The organism is Mucilaginibacter sp. MD40 (assembly GCF_002288635.1).
Taxonomy (GTDB): Bacteria; Bacteroidota; Bacteroidia; order Sphingobacteriales; family Sphingobacteriaceae; genus Mucilaginibacter.
Genome location: NZ_NRSW01000001.1, coordinates 4124409 through 4139760 on the forward strand (window position 1 = coordinate 4124409; position 15352 = coordinate 4139760).

Consider the following 15352-nt stretch of genomic DNA (forward strand, 5'->3'; position numbering starts at 1 on the left):
GGTACTCCTGGTAAGATCGCCGGAACTTACTGCCCACATATTTTCGATACATCCATAGATTTCCTGATCAGTCTTTTTTCAGAAAACTACCGTTTTCATCAAAGATCAGGTCACCACCTTTTATTTCAGCTTCGTACATGGTCTTACCGGCCGCATCTGTCACCCTTCCTGCTTCTTTGATCCTGGCGCCTTTATAATGTGCCGCGACATACGGAGCGATGTTTTTGGGAAGGTCGCTCACAGCGATAGCCTTTACGATTTCTACAAATGTTCCCGAGGGAGTAAACACCACTGAATTGTCCTCCCCGGACTTTCCGCCCCAGTTGGCTTCATAATTTCCTTTTTCTTTCTCCCAGCTAACTTTAGCAGCTTCCGGATATTTTTTTTCCAACGCGGTTTTAACCACCGAAGGTACAGCGGAACTTTTTAAGTCCTGTGCCATGACATTGCCGGTGACCACCAGCGCAATGCCTGCAAATACTAATTTCTTCATCATGATTTCTATTTTTTTACCAACGTTAAAAAATCATTCTGTAGGAAAATGGTGCGATAAAGCGTTCAGAAAAAAATGGTATTGCAGCCGGATGCCGTGGCCCTGTTCCTGCCAAAAGATCAGTTCTATGTATATTTTATTAGAAATGGCCAGGCCTGCTCTTTTCTTTTCCAGCTGTTGGTTTTATTCTTCTTTACCCAGATCCGCTTTTAAGGACAGATAAGCGATAATATTGCCTGTTTGGGAGTTAACAAATTCGTAATAAATAAATTCCTTTTTCATGAACTTGTCTTATAAAAGGAGCATTTAGCGGATTCGATACCCGAAGTAATGACGGCTAATAGTTTTTCATCCATAACTTCACCCAAAATCAGCCGCCAGCCCTGCGGCGAGGGCATTAGCCAGTACATGCAGCATTGATCGGGGAGCATCACTTTATAGAGGCAGCTTTGGTCCCTGTAGGTAATTTTCAATACTTTGATGCACCAGGATCGCTGCGAATAGTGAATAGTTATAGCGAATATCTCCGGCAAGCAAAAAGAGTTGGCGTTTTTTACCCGTGCGTTTTCCGGCATTAAAGCATGTTCCGTTTCTATGACAGGTTTTGTAAATGCGCCATTACCAGAAGATGCGAACTTCTTTTGATGACTTGCCGACCGCGCCATAGGTGGTTTGCGGGCTATTTTAAGCGGGGTGGTAATTTCTTTTTCAGAAATGGCAGTTGACATTTTAAGATAATTTAGTTTACCAGCCGGGACCAACGGAATGACCTGATTGTAAATTTCCAATATGGCCACAGAACCTCCATAACGTCGATGCCCCACTATAAATTAAGAACTCATTTTTTTTCAATTGGTTTTCTGAGGAGTTAAATAATTGCCGGGCCTGAAAAACACAAGCCGTCTGCAGATATTTGTTTAGACGGCCTTTTTATCTATATATCGGATCGCGAAGGCGATATAAAAAATCTTATTGCGGTTAACTGCGGATTTTTATACTCCTGTACTTTTTTCTGGAACTTCCGGTCTGATAAAGGCAAAATAATAAATAAACAAATGCTGCAAGTGACAGAAGTCCCATCAGTATCGATGCGGGTAGATACAATACTATTTTGCGGGATAATTGTGTAACCCGCATCATAATTCAAAAATTTGAAATAAACAGCAAAAACAATTTGCTGTTTATTAGCTTTTAACTTGATTTTAAAGTATTTATATATTTGAAGTCAAATTGAATGTTCTAATTGACTTTATACTACAGTTTTATTAAAATTATTATTTCATCATTGATCACACGAACGGCTGTGATTTAATGATTTTGGAAGGCGAAAACGGTTACAGGAATGGATATGTTTTCTTCCCATTTTTAGCAACGAAATACCTAATTCTTCCTGTTAAACCTAAAGAATGACCATACAGCAATACATAGAAACAGACTACCAGCTTGTGTCTCTCCATGACAAGGTAGAACAGATCCGCGCAAGGTTGAACCTTTGCGGGTTTTTGCTTGTGTTAAACTTACAGGCTATTCCTGTTGGCCTGATCACTTGCCATGATATTCCGGGTGGTGCTATTATAGTCGGCGATTGCCAGTACCAAAAACCATTTGTAGCCCCTGGGCAAAAGATAATTGACATTGCTAACCTCATGCAAAAGAATGGTTTTGAAGCGTTGCCGGTAAAAGAAAATGACAAGGTCATCGGGGTAATTCGATCCAAAGATCTGCTATATGCCCTTGCTAAAGAAGTAAAAAAATACCGGTTACTGTTTCAGCATGTCGTCCATGACCTGAGAAACCCTGTCGGTAACATTTCCGGGATACTGACATTATTGAAGGAAACGCTGACTGATGCGGAAAACCTGGAAATCGTTGGTTTTGGGCATGAGTCCTGTAACCAGGCGATGGATATGCTCAATGAACTTCTACTGATCGAAAAAAAGGAAAATCACCACACTGGCTTCCAAATTATTGAATTATCGCATTTTATACCCAAATGCATCAATTTATTGAAAGGTACAATTGCCATTAAAAATATCAGCTTTCAATGTGATCTATCTCCGCTTGAATTTTTCGCAAAAATCGATCAGAACCATTTCAAAGGGTATTGCACAATATCCTGTCAAATGCTGTAAAATTCTCACCGAAGAACGGATTGATAAGAATTTCCAGCAAGATTGTAAAAGGTGAGTTTCACAAGCCTCAGTGGCTTCTAGCTATCAAGGACGAGGGGATTGGCATCCCGTTTGAAATTCAGGGTTTCGTTTTTGACCAGTTTTCAGAAGCGCAGCGGCCAGGTACTGAAGGCGAAACGCCGACCGGCCTTGGTTTATATTTCGCAAAGAAAACTATCGAACAGCATGCCGGCAGGATCTGGTTTGAAAGCGTTGAAAATAAAGGCACCACTTTTTTTATCGAACTCCCATCTTATTAAGTCGTCTATTTCTTAATGGTCAAGCTCATCCAGCTTTTTTTGCTCTTCAGGTGAAAATTGAACATGTTCGGACAAGTCTTTAACCATTTTCCTGGCAAAAATGGCACCTTCTGAATTACTTTTCATGACGTCATCGTCCCCTAAATCAACGTTTTCTCCATATATCGCTTGCTTTAACTCTTTCCGGTTATTGAGTTCGTCCATCTTTCCCCTTAATTTTTCGACCATGGCGAAATCCGGCTGACCATGCGCCATCAAATCCGCAAAATCCTTATAAGGCGCAAGATTGACTTTGATCACTTTTTGCATCACTTCTCCCCATTGCAATACCTCCCGCACTGAAAATTCCTTGTTATTTCTCGATTGCATTTCCATAACCATCGCCAGGAACATCTCCGGCGTTCCGTTCCATATTGGCTTAAACTTGAACAGCTTTATAAAAAATGACAGTAATCCCATCGCTTGCTTAATTGCATTCGTCCCACTTATGGTAAATATAAAGAATGCCCGCGCTTTTTGTCAACCTCAATACTAAAATCTCACGCTAAATGGCATCCCCTGCGGGCCGGGCTTTCCGCTGTATCTTCTATCGAAGGATGCCGCTGCAATCCCATGATGCGGAAAAGTGGATGGTGATCATTTGGTTATTGTCGGAGATCATTTTACTTGTTGATTTTTTACTCCTTCCTGTTGCCGGAGGTCTTTATCGCCTGCGGCTCCAATGGCATTTTTTTATTTAATCAATGAATATTTTTAGGCGAAACGGGTAAAAAGCGCAGCTAAAATCAATCCCGGAGTTGTCGTGGGATTTGCAAAAGACTACGGCATAAACGGTTTCCTCCCCGCCTCCTGGGCGGGTCCCCTCCAATTATTCCGTTTCCTTTTGCCCGCTGCCGGGCTTTACGATTTGCTTTCTTTTTTCCCTTTTTCTTTTAAAAATAATCAATCAGGGCAAGGCGGCGAAAGGAAAAGCAAACAACAAAATTATTCATTATTAAACATTTAAAATTATGCTATTCACAGGAAGATTAACCGCAAACGCAACAGTAAATGCGATCAAAGGGGACAAACAGGTAATCAATTTCACCGTGGCCATTAACCAAAAATGGAAAAACAAGGCGGGCGAAAAAAAGGAAAAAACAGCGTTCGTTGACTGCGCTTACTGGCGCAATTCCGGCATTGCCGAATACCTTACCAAAGGCGCAGTAGTGGAAATTTCGGGTTGGATGGAAGCGCAGGGCTACCAAAGCAAAAAGGACGGAATCCGTGCAAGGCTGATTTGCACCTGCGACACCATCAAGCTTTTTTCATTGGTCGCAAAGGCAGCCGACCCCACCGACAGCGCAGAGAAAAGAGCAGTAACCGCAGGAGCAAACGCAAAGGATGACGACGACCTGCCATTCTAAGCAAACCCATTCATTAACAAATTTCAAAACACTTAAAAATTACCATCATGGCACATAATATCAATTTCAACGAGCAAACAGGACAACACAGTTTCTTCAGCGTAAAGCAAAAGGCATGGCACGGATTAGGACAAATCGTAGAAGATTACCCCACCAGTAAAGAAGCATTGCAATTTGCAGGGCTTGACTTCAATGTAGTAAAAATGCCGAATATCCACCGCTTGCAGGATGGCACAGAAACCATATCAAAAAGTTCATTTTTTACCTACCGTACCGATAACGGCGCAATATTAGGCGATAAAGTAGGCACTGATTATAACATCGTTCAGAATGCTGATGCATTCGGCTTTTTTGATGCCATCGTAGGCGGGGACGGGATGCAGTACGAAACTGCAGGGGCTTTAGGCAATGGCGAAAAGATTTTCATCACCGCAAAACTCCCCGGCTATATCAAAGTTGGCAACGATGATTATATCGAAAAATACCTTTTCCTGACCACCTCGCACGATGGTTCGGGCAGTATCACCGCAGCATTTACCCCCATCAGAATTGTTTGCCAGAATACACTAAGCGCTGCACTCCGTAACAGCTCCAATACGATTAAAATACGCCATACTGCAAGCGCAGAGGACAGGTTAAAGGAAGCCCACAAGGTAATGGGTATATCCAACAAAATGGCTGATGAACTGGACGGCATCTTTAACCAATGGACAAAAGTGCGCATCACCGATAAGGACGTCATGAAGCTGATACAACAGGCAATGGCACCGAGCAAAGAAGTTTTAAAGAGCCTGAAAACTGGCGAAGAACTGTCAACCGTGTTCAAAAACATCTGCGATAACGCCTTTATGTACGCCATGTCAAGCCCGACCCAACAGACCGAAACCACCAAAGGCACTTTGTTCGGAGCGTTCAACGCCATAACAGGCTATTTCCAGAATGTAAAGGAATACAAGGACGATGAAGCCAAAGTAAAATCCATTATAGGCGGTACTGGACAGTTACGCACACAGGCTGCATTTGATTTATGCCTCGGCTATGCCAAAAACGGAACAGAAGCATTAACCCTCAATTAATCACCAACGGGGGGAGCAATCCCCCCTTAAATTAAAATCAAAGAATATGACACGCTCAAATCTTTATATCACCCTATCCAATGGCGAGGCCATTATCTGCGTTTCCGACAGCAGTAGCTCACCTGAACAAGGCTACATTGTAGAAGAACTATTGCTCCCGCTTTTAACGCTGAACGATGCGGATGAGGAACTGGCGTTATTAGGAGCGCATTGCGCCATGAATGAACTGCGCACCAATGCGACCTATCGCTATGAGATTGATCTCCAAACCAAAACGGTAGGCTTTTTTGACGAGATATATTTCTATAAAACGGACATTTTCCGTAAAGGCGAAAACCTTACCCGCAGGTACACCGCCTATCTATCGTCAATTGAAAATAAAACCCTTTGAAGCCATGAAAACGATAACACTCAAATTGTACAGTTTTAACGAACTGGAAAAAACAGCCAAAGAAAAAGCCCTGACAACGTATCGGGATTTGAATGTGAATTTTGATTGGTGGGACGATGAATTTGAAGACTTTATAGAACTGTGTTCCTATTTAGGTATAGCGGTAATAAAAGACAGTATCAAATTCAGCGGGTTTTACTCACAAGGGGACGGTAGCGGTTTTTCCGCCACGGTTGACCTACCCAAACTGCTTATCGCAGTTGCCAACCAGTCATGGAAAGACTATGCCCCGATGCAGGAATTTCAATTCAGCGTCCCGCCGATTGACCGCAAGGTAATAGCATTGGTTGCGGACGGAACGTTGCCCGCCGAACCGCAAATTATCAGCAGGTCAAGGCAATTCGGCATAGTGACCGATTTGGGCATTTCGGAAGTTATCAAAAACGGCAAAACGCACGATAACATCTTTGAAGAACTGGACAAACTCGAAGAATGGCTACGCTCGGTTGCTGAAATTCTAAACCGCCACCTGTACAAATCCCTCGAAAATCAATACGAATTTCTGACCAGTGATACCGCTATCAAGGAAAGCATTTTAACCAATGAATACTTGTTTACCGCAGACGGCAGGTCGGCGAACCACTTAATTGAATTGAACAAACGCACATCAAAAAAATAAACATCATGACAACGAACTTTTTTCAAAATATAGCAAGCCTTAATCTTCCCGGTACGTGGAAGTTAGTGATACAAACTGATGCAGACGGCAATATGACCGTTTCCGAATTATTTAACGCCACCTGCGGGGACAAAGCGGTAAAGCTGATTATTCCTTATACCCTTACTGGCACGGCGCAGGATTTAGATGAAGCTTTTTTTACGAAGATTACCGAGCCTGTAGCAAAAACCGCAGAACTGCAAACCAATTTGGAAGCCCACTTAAAGAGTGTGGAACAGGCAAAAGCAGCTTCTAAAATGGAACAGGACAAAAAGAACAAAGAAAAACTGCAAGCCACAGCCACGCCCAAAAAGACCGAAGATGCGGAAATACCTGAACCAAAAATCAGTAAGGAGGACAAGAAAAAAGCCTACGATACCGCAATGGAAAATGTAACCGAACTGATTAAAAAGTTGAAGTTTTCCGAAGCCCTTGCCATCCTGCCCGATGTTGCCGAATATCCCAACAAGGAAAACGAACTGAAAAAGAAGCGCCAGTATTTGGAACAGCAAGCCAACTTCTATGAAAAAGCACTTCAGAATTTTAACGCAGAATAAAACATAAAGCCATGTTAGAAACGAAATTATTACCAAGAGTTTTTGTCCATACCGAGAACGGACAAAAGATACGCCTTACCGACCCCAACGAGGATTTTAGCCCCGAAGCGGTATGCAACTATTACAGCAACCTGTACGCCATATTGACCACCGCCAAAATCACAGGGCCGGAGTTTGTAGACGACCATAGGGAATATGAATTTGTATCCACCATAGGAGTGAAAGGTTAAGTTATGAAAGCGAATAAGGAAAAAGGATTAATCAAAGAACGAAATCAACAGCAATGGAAACTACATCAGCAACTCGCACACTTTATAAAAGACCTCGACAGGCTACCCGATGCACAGGAAGCAAGGCTCAACCGCCCCAAGTCATCACCACAGAGCCTGTTACCAATGATTTTTTAAGGCACAGCTTTATGCCCATGTACCAGCCTGCAACAGAATTGCCAAAGCGGTCATCGGTAGAGGGGGATTTTTTTAAATCCCTCTCCCACCTGACGAAACACTATGGTTTAACCCTGACCAATTACCGCTCCCTGCCATACCCCTACAATATCCTCATGGCGGAAAGGGAAGCGAACCGCAAGCTGAAAAAAAAGGGCAGGTACAGGGAACTGCTGATTGTTGAACAGGAAGATAATCATACCTGTCTGACCGTTAAGGAAACGTTTAAAAACGACTTCGGGCTGTACTATATCCCTGTAATGCCGATTTATGACCTGTGGCAAAGGCCGGATTTTGCGCATTGCGCCGAATTGATTACCGCTGTTTGTGCTTACCTGTATATCGAAGCGGATGTAACCTATTACCGTGATGAAGAAACCTATATGTTTTATAACTATGAGATTTTGGAAGAATGGATAACCGAGGGCAGGGACGACATGGACGAAGAAGATTATACGAGGCAAAAAGCCGCTTATGATAACGCCCTGTCACAGGGTGACTTTATACAGGAAAAAATGATGGCGACAGGTTTTCGGCAACGCTTGGATAGCCTCATAGCCAATTTTAATGCGAAAAGCGATTTTGAAAAGGAATGTCTCAGCGTAGCCCAAGACTGTTGGGGATTATGGCAAGCTTTTCCCGGTATGAACCTGTTTAAACACGCCAGTTTGCAGGATTACGAAGTGGAGGACTACGAAGATAATTATGTGGCCATGCACGAGTATTTTTCTTTTGTCGGGAGCGTAAACGACAGCGTTAGCGACACGTTGCGGGATATGGTGAACAACGATTTTAACGAACGTGCCCGTTATCAGGAGCCGGAAGTCATTACCTTTTTTAATGAAGCCAAACCACCCTATGCCGATGAACTGGCCTATGAACACAGGCTGTTCGCCCTGATAGATGATTTATGTACCCTTTTATACCACAAGCCATGAAAGACTTAACCACCACTTTTGGGAATTTATACCAGCCTGTAAAAGCCCTGCTTATCCTGCAAAAAACGGGAAGCGACTATCAATCCGATTTTTACATCGAAAGCTATGATATGGATAGTACGGGTTGCCCCATCAATGGCCATCCCTTGTCCATTACCGAAAGCCATAAGTTAGCCAAAGCATTGCAGGTGAATGAAAAAAAGGCGCAGGGGTTTTTAAATCCAAAGGGCTTAATGCCGCCCAATGTTTTAACCATTAACAGTGGTTCATCAGGCTATGCGATATGGCATACGCCACCGCAACAAATCAAATTGTTATTTACGGAGAACCTCGGTATTCCATCAGGCATAGCTGCTATTCCTGCAATGGTTTGGAAAGCAGGGAAAAACAGTATTCAGGTTTTTGCGGTGGCCGATAATAATTTTTCCGAAAATACGCCCTTGTATCATGCGCCGTTTTTTAATGTCTATCCTGACGGCAGGGTATGTATGGGCAACGTGCGTATCAGCATACCCAAAGATTGCGGACTGGAGCAGTTTATGGAACTATGGCAAACCTATTTTTTTAACAGCTATTTCAGTCACCTGTTTGGCGGTCATCAGCCCGTTAAAGGAGATATCGTTCAGCTATGGCAGCACCTGACCGTCAGCGGGGAGCAATTCCCAACCGATGTATTAATTCCCAACAACTATCAAATTAAAAATCTACTCAAATGAAAACGCTCACCCCCATACATATCACAGACAATTACCTGATCAATCCGACCAATCCCATTACGGTTAACCTCATTGGCTGCGGTGGAACGGGTAGCCAGATGCTCACCAACCTTGCCCGGATGAACCAGGCTATGCTTGCGCTTAATCATCCGGGCTTAATGGTTATGGCCTACGATGATGATACGGTAAGCGAAGCCAACCTCGGCAGGCAGTTGTTTGCCGAAGCAGAAATAGGGCTGCACAAGAGTGTCGTACTGATTAACCGCATCAACCGTTTTTTTGGTACGAACTGGAAAGCGGTCACCCAACGTTATGATACCGACTATGCAGAGGCACAGCCGAACGATGGAAAAGCCAATCTGTTTATCACCTGCGTGGACAATGCTGTTTCAAGATTTGAAATTGGTACGATACTGGCAGATTTTAGGGACTATCGTAGTTACGAACGTAACCGCCCCTTATACTGGATGGATTTAGGCAACAGCAAGGACACCGGGCAGGTGGTTTTATCAACTATTGGCGACCACAAACAGCCGGAATCCAAAAAGTATGCGCCCGTAGGAAACCTGCCCTTTGTTACCGAAACTTTTAAGGAACTATTGGAAACGGCAGACGCCACCGACAATACGCCAAGTTGTTCATTAGCCGAGGCCCTGACCAAACAGGATTTATTTATCAATTCCACCTTAGCCAACATGGGTTCATCCCTGCTATGGCAACTGTTTAAGGAGGGCTTATTGTTTCACCGTGGTTTTTTTATGAACCTGCATGATTTTCGGACACAGCCCTTAAAAGTAGCGTAAACAACCATGACAATAACAGATCAAAACGGTAAAATAATTACCATCGAAAATTTGGAGTTGGCAATTCTGCAAGCAGATGATTACCGCCATTACAGGCACATTGACCCCTCATTAAAACTATTGGATGAGGGCTTGCAAGCCTATTGGGAAGATGTCTATCAAAAATTATTGGAGTTAAGAAGCGAATAAAAATTCGCGCCAGCCGGCCACTTGCTGCTTTCATCCGCAACAGGCCGTCTGGCGTGTTGGGTCGCCTGACTTTCCTAAAATCAACGCCTGTCTCCGGCCACTGTTGCTTTTAGGAAAAACAGGCCTGTTTCAAATCAAGATTATGGTAAAGATCAAAGAGGGCTATGTGATGAACGCCCGTGAAAAAGCTGAATTTGACAGAGTCAATGCACTGTCACGCAAAACATCCGGGGTGGTGGCTTATTACTTCAAACCGCAAACGAAATACCCGCCACGCATTTATGTTTTTATGCACGCTGAAATTTGGTGTGACCGTAACCGCCGCCCAATGGGGTTGTTTCACGCTATTTCGTTTTTATCCCGGCCAATGAACCGCGAGGAAATAGAATACCATCATTTTGACATCCGGCTTTGCTACCACCAATATGAGGATTGGGATAAGCTCATTTATGCTGAGGAACAGGAAGCGGAAGAACTGGATAAGGAAAATCCCGGTACAGGGAGCGCTTTTTTGGAGAAGCTAAAAAGTTACAGGAATGATTACCCCGTAGGACAGCCTAAAAATTCGCAACCCCGAATTAAAGAGCAGTTAACGGAAAGCGGGGAAAATATTTTAATGGCAGAACTGATTACCAACGGGCAGCACTATTCCGTTCAGCAAATCAGCGAATTATTGAATATAGAGCAGCAGGGTGAAAAAAGGATGACCATTCTTATTCTTTTGCGGGAGCTCTACAAAAGCAAGGCAACAGGGCAAACTGGAGGCTTTAATGTTACCATTGCGCAAATAGAACGTAAGGCGTTGATGTCACAGCAACTTACCCGCAGGAATTATGTTAGGAGGGTTTACCGAAAAAACAAACTATTTGCGTTGGAAGAGGTAAGCGCCAAATATCCTGACTATACCGAAGCGATGCTTCAAGCCGACCTTTTGGTAACGAAAACAAAATTACGGAAGAAAAAACGTAAGCCAATTGTGGATTTGCGCCGCTGTCAGTTGGAGAAACTGGCTCGAAAACTTAGCCTTGAAGATTTAACCGAACAGGACTATCAAAGTACCTGTTGCCGGATAGTAATGCTGCAAAACGCCCACAATCTGAGATTACCGATCCCGTTAACCGTGACCTTAAACAAGAAAACACTTGTCTACTCCTTTGGTTGGCGCACCAGGGAAAGCGTGGTGAAGTCCTTTGTCGACCTGGCCAATACACCGGGAATTACCCATGAATGGTTAGGGCAACGTTATAAAGAAATGTGTTCCTCAAATTATAGTTTTTGAAAATCCTTTGGGACGGCCCGGGCTTTGCCGGGGCTCATATTGCCGACTGTTTATTTATCCTTTAGGATTTTTTGAACAGCCGGTATTTTTATAGTGAAAAGTAAAATTACTTTTAGAGCCGAAAAAAATTCCCTACATTAAATAAATTCATATAAATATTATGTTCAAAGAGATTCAACAGCAATCTGTACTAACCTGCCCGAAATGCGGCCATCAGAAAGAAGAAACAATGCCTACAGATGCTTGTCAGTTCTTTTATGAATGTGAAAAGTGTCATATCAACTTGAAACCACTCGCTGGTGATTGCTGTGTATTTTGTAGTTATGGAACGGTAAAATGTCCTCCTATACAACAGGGAACTTCTTGCTGTAGCTAACTTTGTGCTGTAATTTTGTAAAATTGCGTAGGTGATAATAATATAAAATATCTTCCCGGCCTTTTACGGGACAAGCCTGGTTTGTTTCTTAATCTAATTCATAATTAAATTCCTGTTCCTTTTTAGGCGTAATTTATGCTGTAATAAGTGTATATCTTGTTTTTTTTAAGATCAAATTTGCATGAATTTTAAATAAATATTCTTGCATTTTATAATAATTTTATACCTTGATTTAATCAATGTGTTATGGCCAAGCTGGATGAACTAAAGAAACACCTGAAAAGAGGAAAAGTATATCGCCGGACGGACTTAGTCGAATGGTCTAAATCGGTTGACCGGCATTTGGATATATTGACCAAAGACGGAACGCTGCAAAAACTTTCGCAAGGGGTATATTACTTTCCGAAGGAATCCGCATTTGGTAAAACGCCGCCAAAAGAAGAAGACCTGGTGCGCACTTTCCTGAAAGACGACCGCTTCTTGCTCACTTCACCGAATGCGTATAACAGCCTCGGGGTAGGTGCTACCCAACTCTATAACAAGAGAGTGGTTTATAACCATAAACGGCATGGTGAATTTAAACTGGGCAACCGCAAGTTCGATTTTCAGATCAAACACCATTTTCCTGAAAAACTGACTGAGGAATTTCTGCTGGTGGACATGGTGAATAACCTTGATAAAGTAGCAGAAGACCAGGACTGCCTTTTGAAAAATATAATGTCTAAAGCGTTTTCCATGAACAGGAAAAAACTCCAACAGTCTTTGGTTGCCTATGGCAATGCTAAAGCCAAAAAAATGCTCAGTTCCATATTAGCACCTAATATGTTAAATGATTATGCCGGATAAATATCTTCATGACCATAAAGATTTTCCTGACCTGCTGCGTATTTTGGAAGCAGAAAAAAGCATACGCAGGACTAATTGAAAAAGATTACCGGATCATGTACATTTATTGCACAGTAATTAAAGAGTTGCAATGGATAATAGGCAAATAAAGAACAGGAAAATCAGCCCTGAAGAGGCGGTTCGGATTCTTGCACAAAGTGGGATGGAAGTGAGTATAGAAGAAGCTAAAAACATCTTGGAACTGCTATATATTTTTGCTAAATTAGAGGTGGATCATTATGTAACACAACGGGAATAGCCGATTTATTATCAGGGTGAGTGGGACCGCTTCAGCAGGAATGCCGGTGATGCCTAAAAGATGAGTAGTATACTGGCTGATTTAAGGATTGAAGCGCAAGCCATCTTATAGCCACTTGATATTACTATACCGGAAAATAAATTAATGCGGGCTATTTATCTTACGCAGGCGGAAGTAGAAAATGACCGCAGGGCGTTAAATCCGCGCCCTAACCATCTGAGCTACCCCGACGTATATGTTCTGCTTTATTTCGGTTATATTTTTATGGTTCCCAAAAGAGGTTTGCAAAAACAGTAGAAATTCGTTTCCTTTAAAAAATGTTAACTTTTACACCCTGATGGTTGCTAACGATTCAAAATAAAAAAGCGATTTAGTTAATAAAGTTATGAAGAAACCGGCCATTGATTACCTGAGATATCTGACTGAAGTTAGGATCAAAGGAAAATTTTCAGTCCAGCAAATCTATGCAGCCCTGCTTCTGTTATTGTGGCTTTTGGTTTTTTTAGTAAAGAGTTAAAAGCAATTATTACAACTGACAGCAAAGTCCGCTATACCTGATTAGTTGGATACTCAGTTACTGCCATATTTTCTGTCGAGCCACTTTATAAAAATCAAAGCCCTTACTGGGATTGAAAACCCTTGAACGCCTATTAAAAAATTACAACAATAAATTAAATGAAGAACCGCGCCGATAACTTAAGGGACTTTTATCTCTTCACCCTTCTTTTTGTCTTTGACCCACTGTAAAGCCCTGTCATAGTTTTTCTAAAGTAAATGTCATGACCGGGTTAGTCGTAAGGCTTTTCACTTAACTGGGTAGTATTAGCGCTGTTAATGAGCTTGTTCTTGACCTCTTCTTCGCACCCATGAAAACCAATGATCAGATTTGGCCTGGAATCATAATTAGGTGGATTTAACAAGTTTATTTAAGATGGCATAAGGTTCGGTGAACTCCCCTTTGTCGTTCTTGATGCCTGCCGAAATAAAGGATTGAAGCGCCTGTTCCTTTGTAGGAATGGTTTTAAGTTCTTCTTTAACTAAGTCGGTCAATTTTTTTAAATTTTTAGCGCTCATGATTGCAATAACTGATAATAAATATCGAAAAATTATTTTAATAACCCAATGATTATAACACATACACCAAGCCTGGTAATATTTATCGACATATATAATGGTAAATAACCAACTAACCTTAATGGTTAGCAACATTGTTAATTAGCAACGTTATTTGTAGGAAGAAGACCCTTATTGCTTCTCGGGCGTTTAAATATTTAATACAAATCCTCCAAGTTAAAGGTCATGTTTCCGAATTAAATGGACGGTACAGATACCGCTTAAATTGGCAGTATCTAATCAATTCTTTTTTTTGATGCTCGTCAATTCCCCGGTATATTTCTTTTGCATTAGCCCTGAAATCTTTGACATTGACGTAAAACCCGTTTCGCTCGTCCTGATCTGTTAAGCCTTCGTCAATCAACAATTGTATCAGTCCAATAATTGTCTGATAAGAGAGCGTACTAAATATAGCTAGGTGATCATGAACGCCACCGCTATCCTTGTCGATTTTCTTTTGCATCGCTGAAATTAAAATTACTTATAAAATCACTTCTTGTTGTGCTATCAGACAACAGATTTTTTTATACTAACTGGGGTATAGGGGTAGTAGTAAATTACGCCGAAAGAATTATTTAATAAGCAATATAACGTACGGCTTCGGTTCACTGCTTGCTTGCATCGATCTATTTTTCTGATAAACGGTTTAATTCTTAAGAAAAAAGTTACTATCCTTTTACTACTGTTTTAGAGCTGCTGGTTGTGTTTACTTTGCTGGTGTATTCCCATAATAATACGATTACCATGAAAATGATTCTGACCCAAATTTGTCTATTGCTTCTTTGTCTGCTTTTTGTCTATACATCGGCCAGTAAATTTTTAGATTATGATAAGTTTGTCTTTCAAATGCGTCTCGCCCCTGTGCCGCTGGTGAAAATAGTGGCACCCGTTTTAGGGTGGCTGGTACCTGCGGTCGAATTTACTCTTTCCATAGTATTAGCTGTAGGAATGTTTGTTCCATCGATAAAAATTAAAGCGCTTAAGGCATCTGCTTTCCTGCTGGTTGCTTTTGAAATTTACATAATTATTTTGTTGTTGTCCGGATCTCATCTTCCCTGTACCTGTGGAGGTATAATCTCTACAATGGGCTGGAAGCAGCATTTATTCTTTAATGCATTTTTTATTCTGGCAGCTTACTTTTCAATCAAATATTTAAAAAAACATAAAACATCCCCGGCCATTGACCGCGGCGATGATGAATATAAAATACTTTCACGCGCGTAAGAACAGGTAGTGCCGTTGCCTGTAATTTTAATCAATGGCGTAACTATTAAAC

24 protein-coding genes and 1 pseudogene are annotated in these 15352 nt (G+C 41.8%); 20 read left to right on the forward strand and 5 right to left on the reverse strand.

Translation table 11 applies throughout. From position 1 onward, the window contains the following. Positions 1–67 precede the first annotated feature (67 nt). On the reverse strand, positions 68–496 hold the full coding sequence (locus CKK33_RS18565) for a PepSY-like domain-containing protein (protein ID WP_095705548.1): 429 nt from the start codon (positions 494–496) through the stop codon (positions 68–70). A 275-nt stretch (positions 497–771) separates the two neighbouring features. Continuing rightward, positions 772–1221: a hypothetical protein gene (locus tag CKK33_RS18570; RefSeq protein WP_143822999.1), complete on the reverse strand. Its 450-nt coding sequence runs from the start codon at positions 1219–1221 to the stop codon at positions 772–774. Positions 1222–1899: 678 nt separating this feature from the next. Here CKK33_RS18570 and CKK33_RS18580 point away from each other — a divergent pair. Both CKK33_RS18580 and CKK33_RS18585 read left to right on the forward strand, forming a co-directional pair. Further along, positions 1900–2625: a CBS domain-containing protein gene (locus CKK33_RS18580; RefSeq protein WP_095705551.1), complete on the forward strand. Its 726-nt coding sequence runs from the start codon at positions 1900–1902 to the stop codon at positions 2623–2625. Next, positions 2598–2924 (forward strand): sensor histidine kinase KdpD, encoded by a 327-nt coding sequence (locus tag CKK33_RS18585; protein WP_158223482.1) that lies wholly within the window; start codon positions 2598–2600, stop codon positions 2922–2924. The genes CKK33_RS18580 and CKK33_RS18585 overlap by 28 nt, the downstream gene beginning before the upstream one ends. Positions 2925–2936: 12 nt before the next feature. On the opposite strand, the gene CKK33_RS18590 is transcribed toward CKK33_RS18585, so the two are convergent. Continuing rightward, entirely contained in the window at positions 2937–3383 is a 447-nt protein-coding gene (locus CKK33_RS18590; RefSeq protein ID WP_095705553.1) for a hypothetical protein, read from the reverse strand. Positions 3384–3726: 343 nt separating this feature from the next. Here CKK33_RS18590 and CKK33_RS18600 point away from each other — a divergent pair, with 343 nt between their 5' ends. The 17 genes and pseudogenes from CKK33_RS18600 to CKK33_RS19770 all read left to right on the forward strand — a co-directional run. Beyond that, entirely contained in the window at positions 3727–3930 is a 204-nt protein-coding gene (locus CKK33_RS18600) for a hypothetical protein (RefSeq protein WP_095705555.1), read from the forward strand. 4 nt (positions 3931–3934) lie between these two features. Continuing rightward, positions 3935–4330 carry a single-stranded DNA-binding protein gene (locus CKK33_RS18605; protein ID WP_095705556.1) on the forward strand — a complete coding sequence of 132 codons (396 nt, stop codon included), beginning with the start codon at positions 3935–3937 and terminating at the stop codon, positions 4328–4330. A gap of 47 nt (positions 4331–4377) precedes the next feature. Then, positions 4378–5406, forward strand: coding sequence for a DUF932 domain-containing protein (locus tag CKK33_RS18610; RefSeq protein ID WP_095705557.1), 1029 nt, complete (start codon positions 4378–4380; stop codon positions 5404–5406). 46 nt (positions 5407–5452) lie between these two features. Then, positions 5453–5797 (forward strand): penicillin-binding protein, encoded by a 345-nt coding sequence (locus tag CKK33_RS18615; protein WP_095705558.1) that lies wholly within the window; start codon positions 5453–5455, stop codon positions 5795–5797. Positions 5798–5801: 4 nt separating this feature from the next. Next, positions 5802–6476, forward strand: coding sequence for a hypothetical protein (locus tag CKK33_RS18620; RefSeq protein WP_095705559.1), 675 nt, complete (start codon positions 5802–5804; stop codon positions 6474–6476). A gap of 5 nt (positions 6477–6481) precedes the next feature. Then, positions 6482–7072 (forward strand): PRTRC system protein E, encoded by a 591-nt coding sequence (locus CKK33_RS18625; RefSeq protein WP_095705560.1) that lies wholly within the window; start codon positions 6482–6484, stop codon positions 7070–7072. An 11-nt stretch (positions 7073–7083) separates the two neighbouring features. Continuing rightward, positions 7084–7302: a PRTRC system protein C gene (locus tag CKK33_RS18630; protein WP_095705561.1), complete on the forward strand. Its 219-nt coding sequence runs from the start codon at positions 7084–7086 to the stop codon at positions 7300–7302. A gap of 3 nt (positions 7303–7305) precedes the next feature. After that, positions 7306–7479 carry a hypothetical protein gene (locus CKK33_RS19580; RefSeq protein ID WP_158223483.1) on the forward strand — a complete coding sequence of 58 codons (174 nt, stop codon included), beginning with the start codon at positions 7306–7308 and terminating at the stop codon, positions 7477–7479. Positions 7480–7490: 11 nt separating this feature from the next. Further along, entirely contained in the window at positions 7491–8456 is a 966-nt protein-coding gene (locus tag CKK33_RS18635) for a hypothetical protein (protein ID WP_143823000.1), read from the forward strand. After that, the gene (locus tag CKK33_RS18640; protein WP_095705563.1) at positions 8453–9172 is read left to right on the forward strand and encodes a PRTRC system protein B; all 720 of its coding nucleotides are present in this window, start codon (positions 8453–8455) and stop codon (positions 9170–9172) included. The genes CKK33_RS18635 and CKK33_RS18640 overlap by 4 nt, the downstream gene beginning before the upstream one ends. Further along, positions 9169–9975 (forward strand): PRTRC system ThiF family protein, encoded by an 807-nt coding sequence (locus CKK33_RS18645; protein WP_095705564.1) that lies wholly within the window; start codon positions 9169–9171, stop codon positions 9973–9975. Before CKK33_RS18640 ends, CKK33_RS18645 begins: the two co-directional genes overlap by 4 nt. Before the next feature lie 6 nt (positions 9976–9981). Beyond that, positions 9982–10164: a hypothetical protein gene (locus tag CKK33_RS18650; RefSeq protein WP_095705565.1), complete on the forward strand. Its 183-nt coding sequence runs from the start codon at positions 9982–9984 to the stop codon at positions 10162–10164. A gap of 142 nt (positions 10165–10306) precedes the next feature. Beyond that, entirely contained in the window at positions 10307–11443 is a 1137-nt protein-coding gene (locus CKK33_RS18655; RefSeq protein WP_095705566.1) for a hypothetical protein, read from the forward strand. Between the two features lie 160 nt (positions 11444–11603). Continuing rightward, the gene (locus CKK33_RS19855) at positions 11604–11819 is read left to right on the forward strand and encodes a GDCCVxC domain-containing (seleno)protein (RefSeq protein ID WP_095705567.1); all 216 of its coding nucleotides are present in this window, start codon (positions 11604–11606) and stop codon (positions 11817–11819) included. A gap of 246 nt (positions 11820–12065) precedes the next feature. Continuing rightward, on the forward strand, positions 12066–12665 hold the full coding sequence (locus tag CKK33_RS18665; RefSeq protein WP_095705568.1) for a DUF6088 family protein: 600 nt from the start codon (positions 12066–12068) through the stop codon (positions 12663–12665). Between the two features lie 130 nt (positions 12666–12795). After that, a complete protein-coding gene (locus CKK33_RS19660) occupies positions 12796–12963 on the forward strand; it encodes a hypothetical protein (protein WP_198952505.1) in 168 nt (55 codons plus the stop codon). A gap of 18 nt (positions 12964–12981) precedes the next feature. Continuing rightward, a pseudogene (locus CKK33_RS19770) lies at positions 12982–13164 on the forward strand (recombinase family protein); the annotation flags it as partial. Positions 13165–13866: 702 nt separating this feature from the next. On the opposite strand, the gene CKK33_RS19585 reads toward CKK33_RS19770, so the two are convergent. Further along, entirely contained in the window at positions 13867–14037 is a 171-nt protein-coding gene (locus CKK33_RS19585) for a hypothetical protein (RefSeq protein WP_158223484.1), read from the reverse strand. A gap of 223 nt (positions 14038–14260) precedes the next feature. After that, entirely contained in the window at positions 14261–14539 is a 279-nt protein-coding gene (locus CKK33_RS18675) for a hypothetical protein (RefSeq protein WP_095705569.1), read from the reverse strand. Positions 14540–14820: 281 nt separating this feature from the next. Here CKK33_RS18675 and CKK33_RS18680 point away from each other — a divergent pair, with 281 nt between their 5' ends. Beyond that, a complete protein-coding gene (locus CKK33_RS18680) occupies positions 14821–15300 on the forward strand; it encodes a MauE/DoxX family redox-associated membrane protein (RefSeq protein WP_095705570.1) in 480 nt (159 codons plus the stop codon). The last annotated feature ends 52 nt before the right edge of the window (positions 15301–15352 follow it).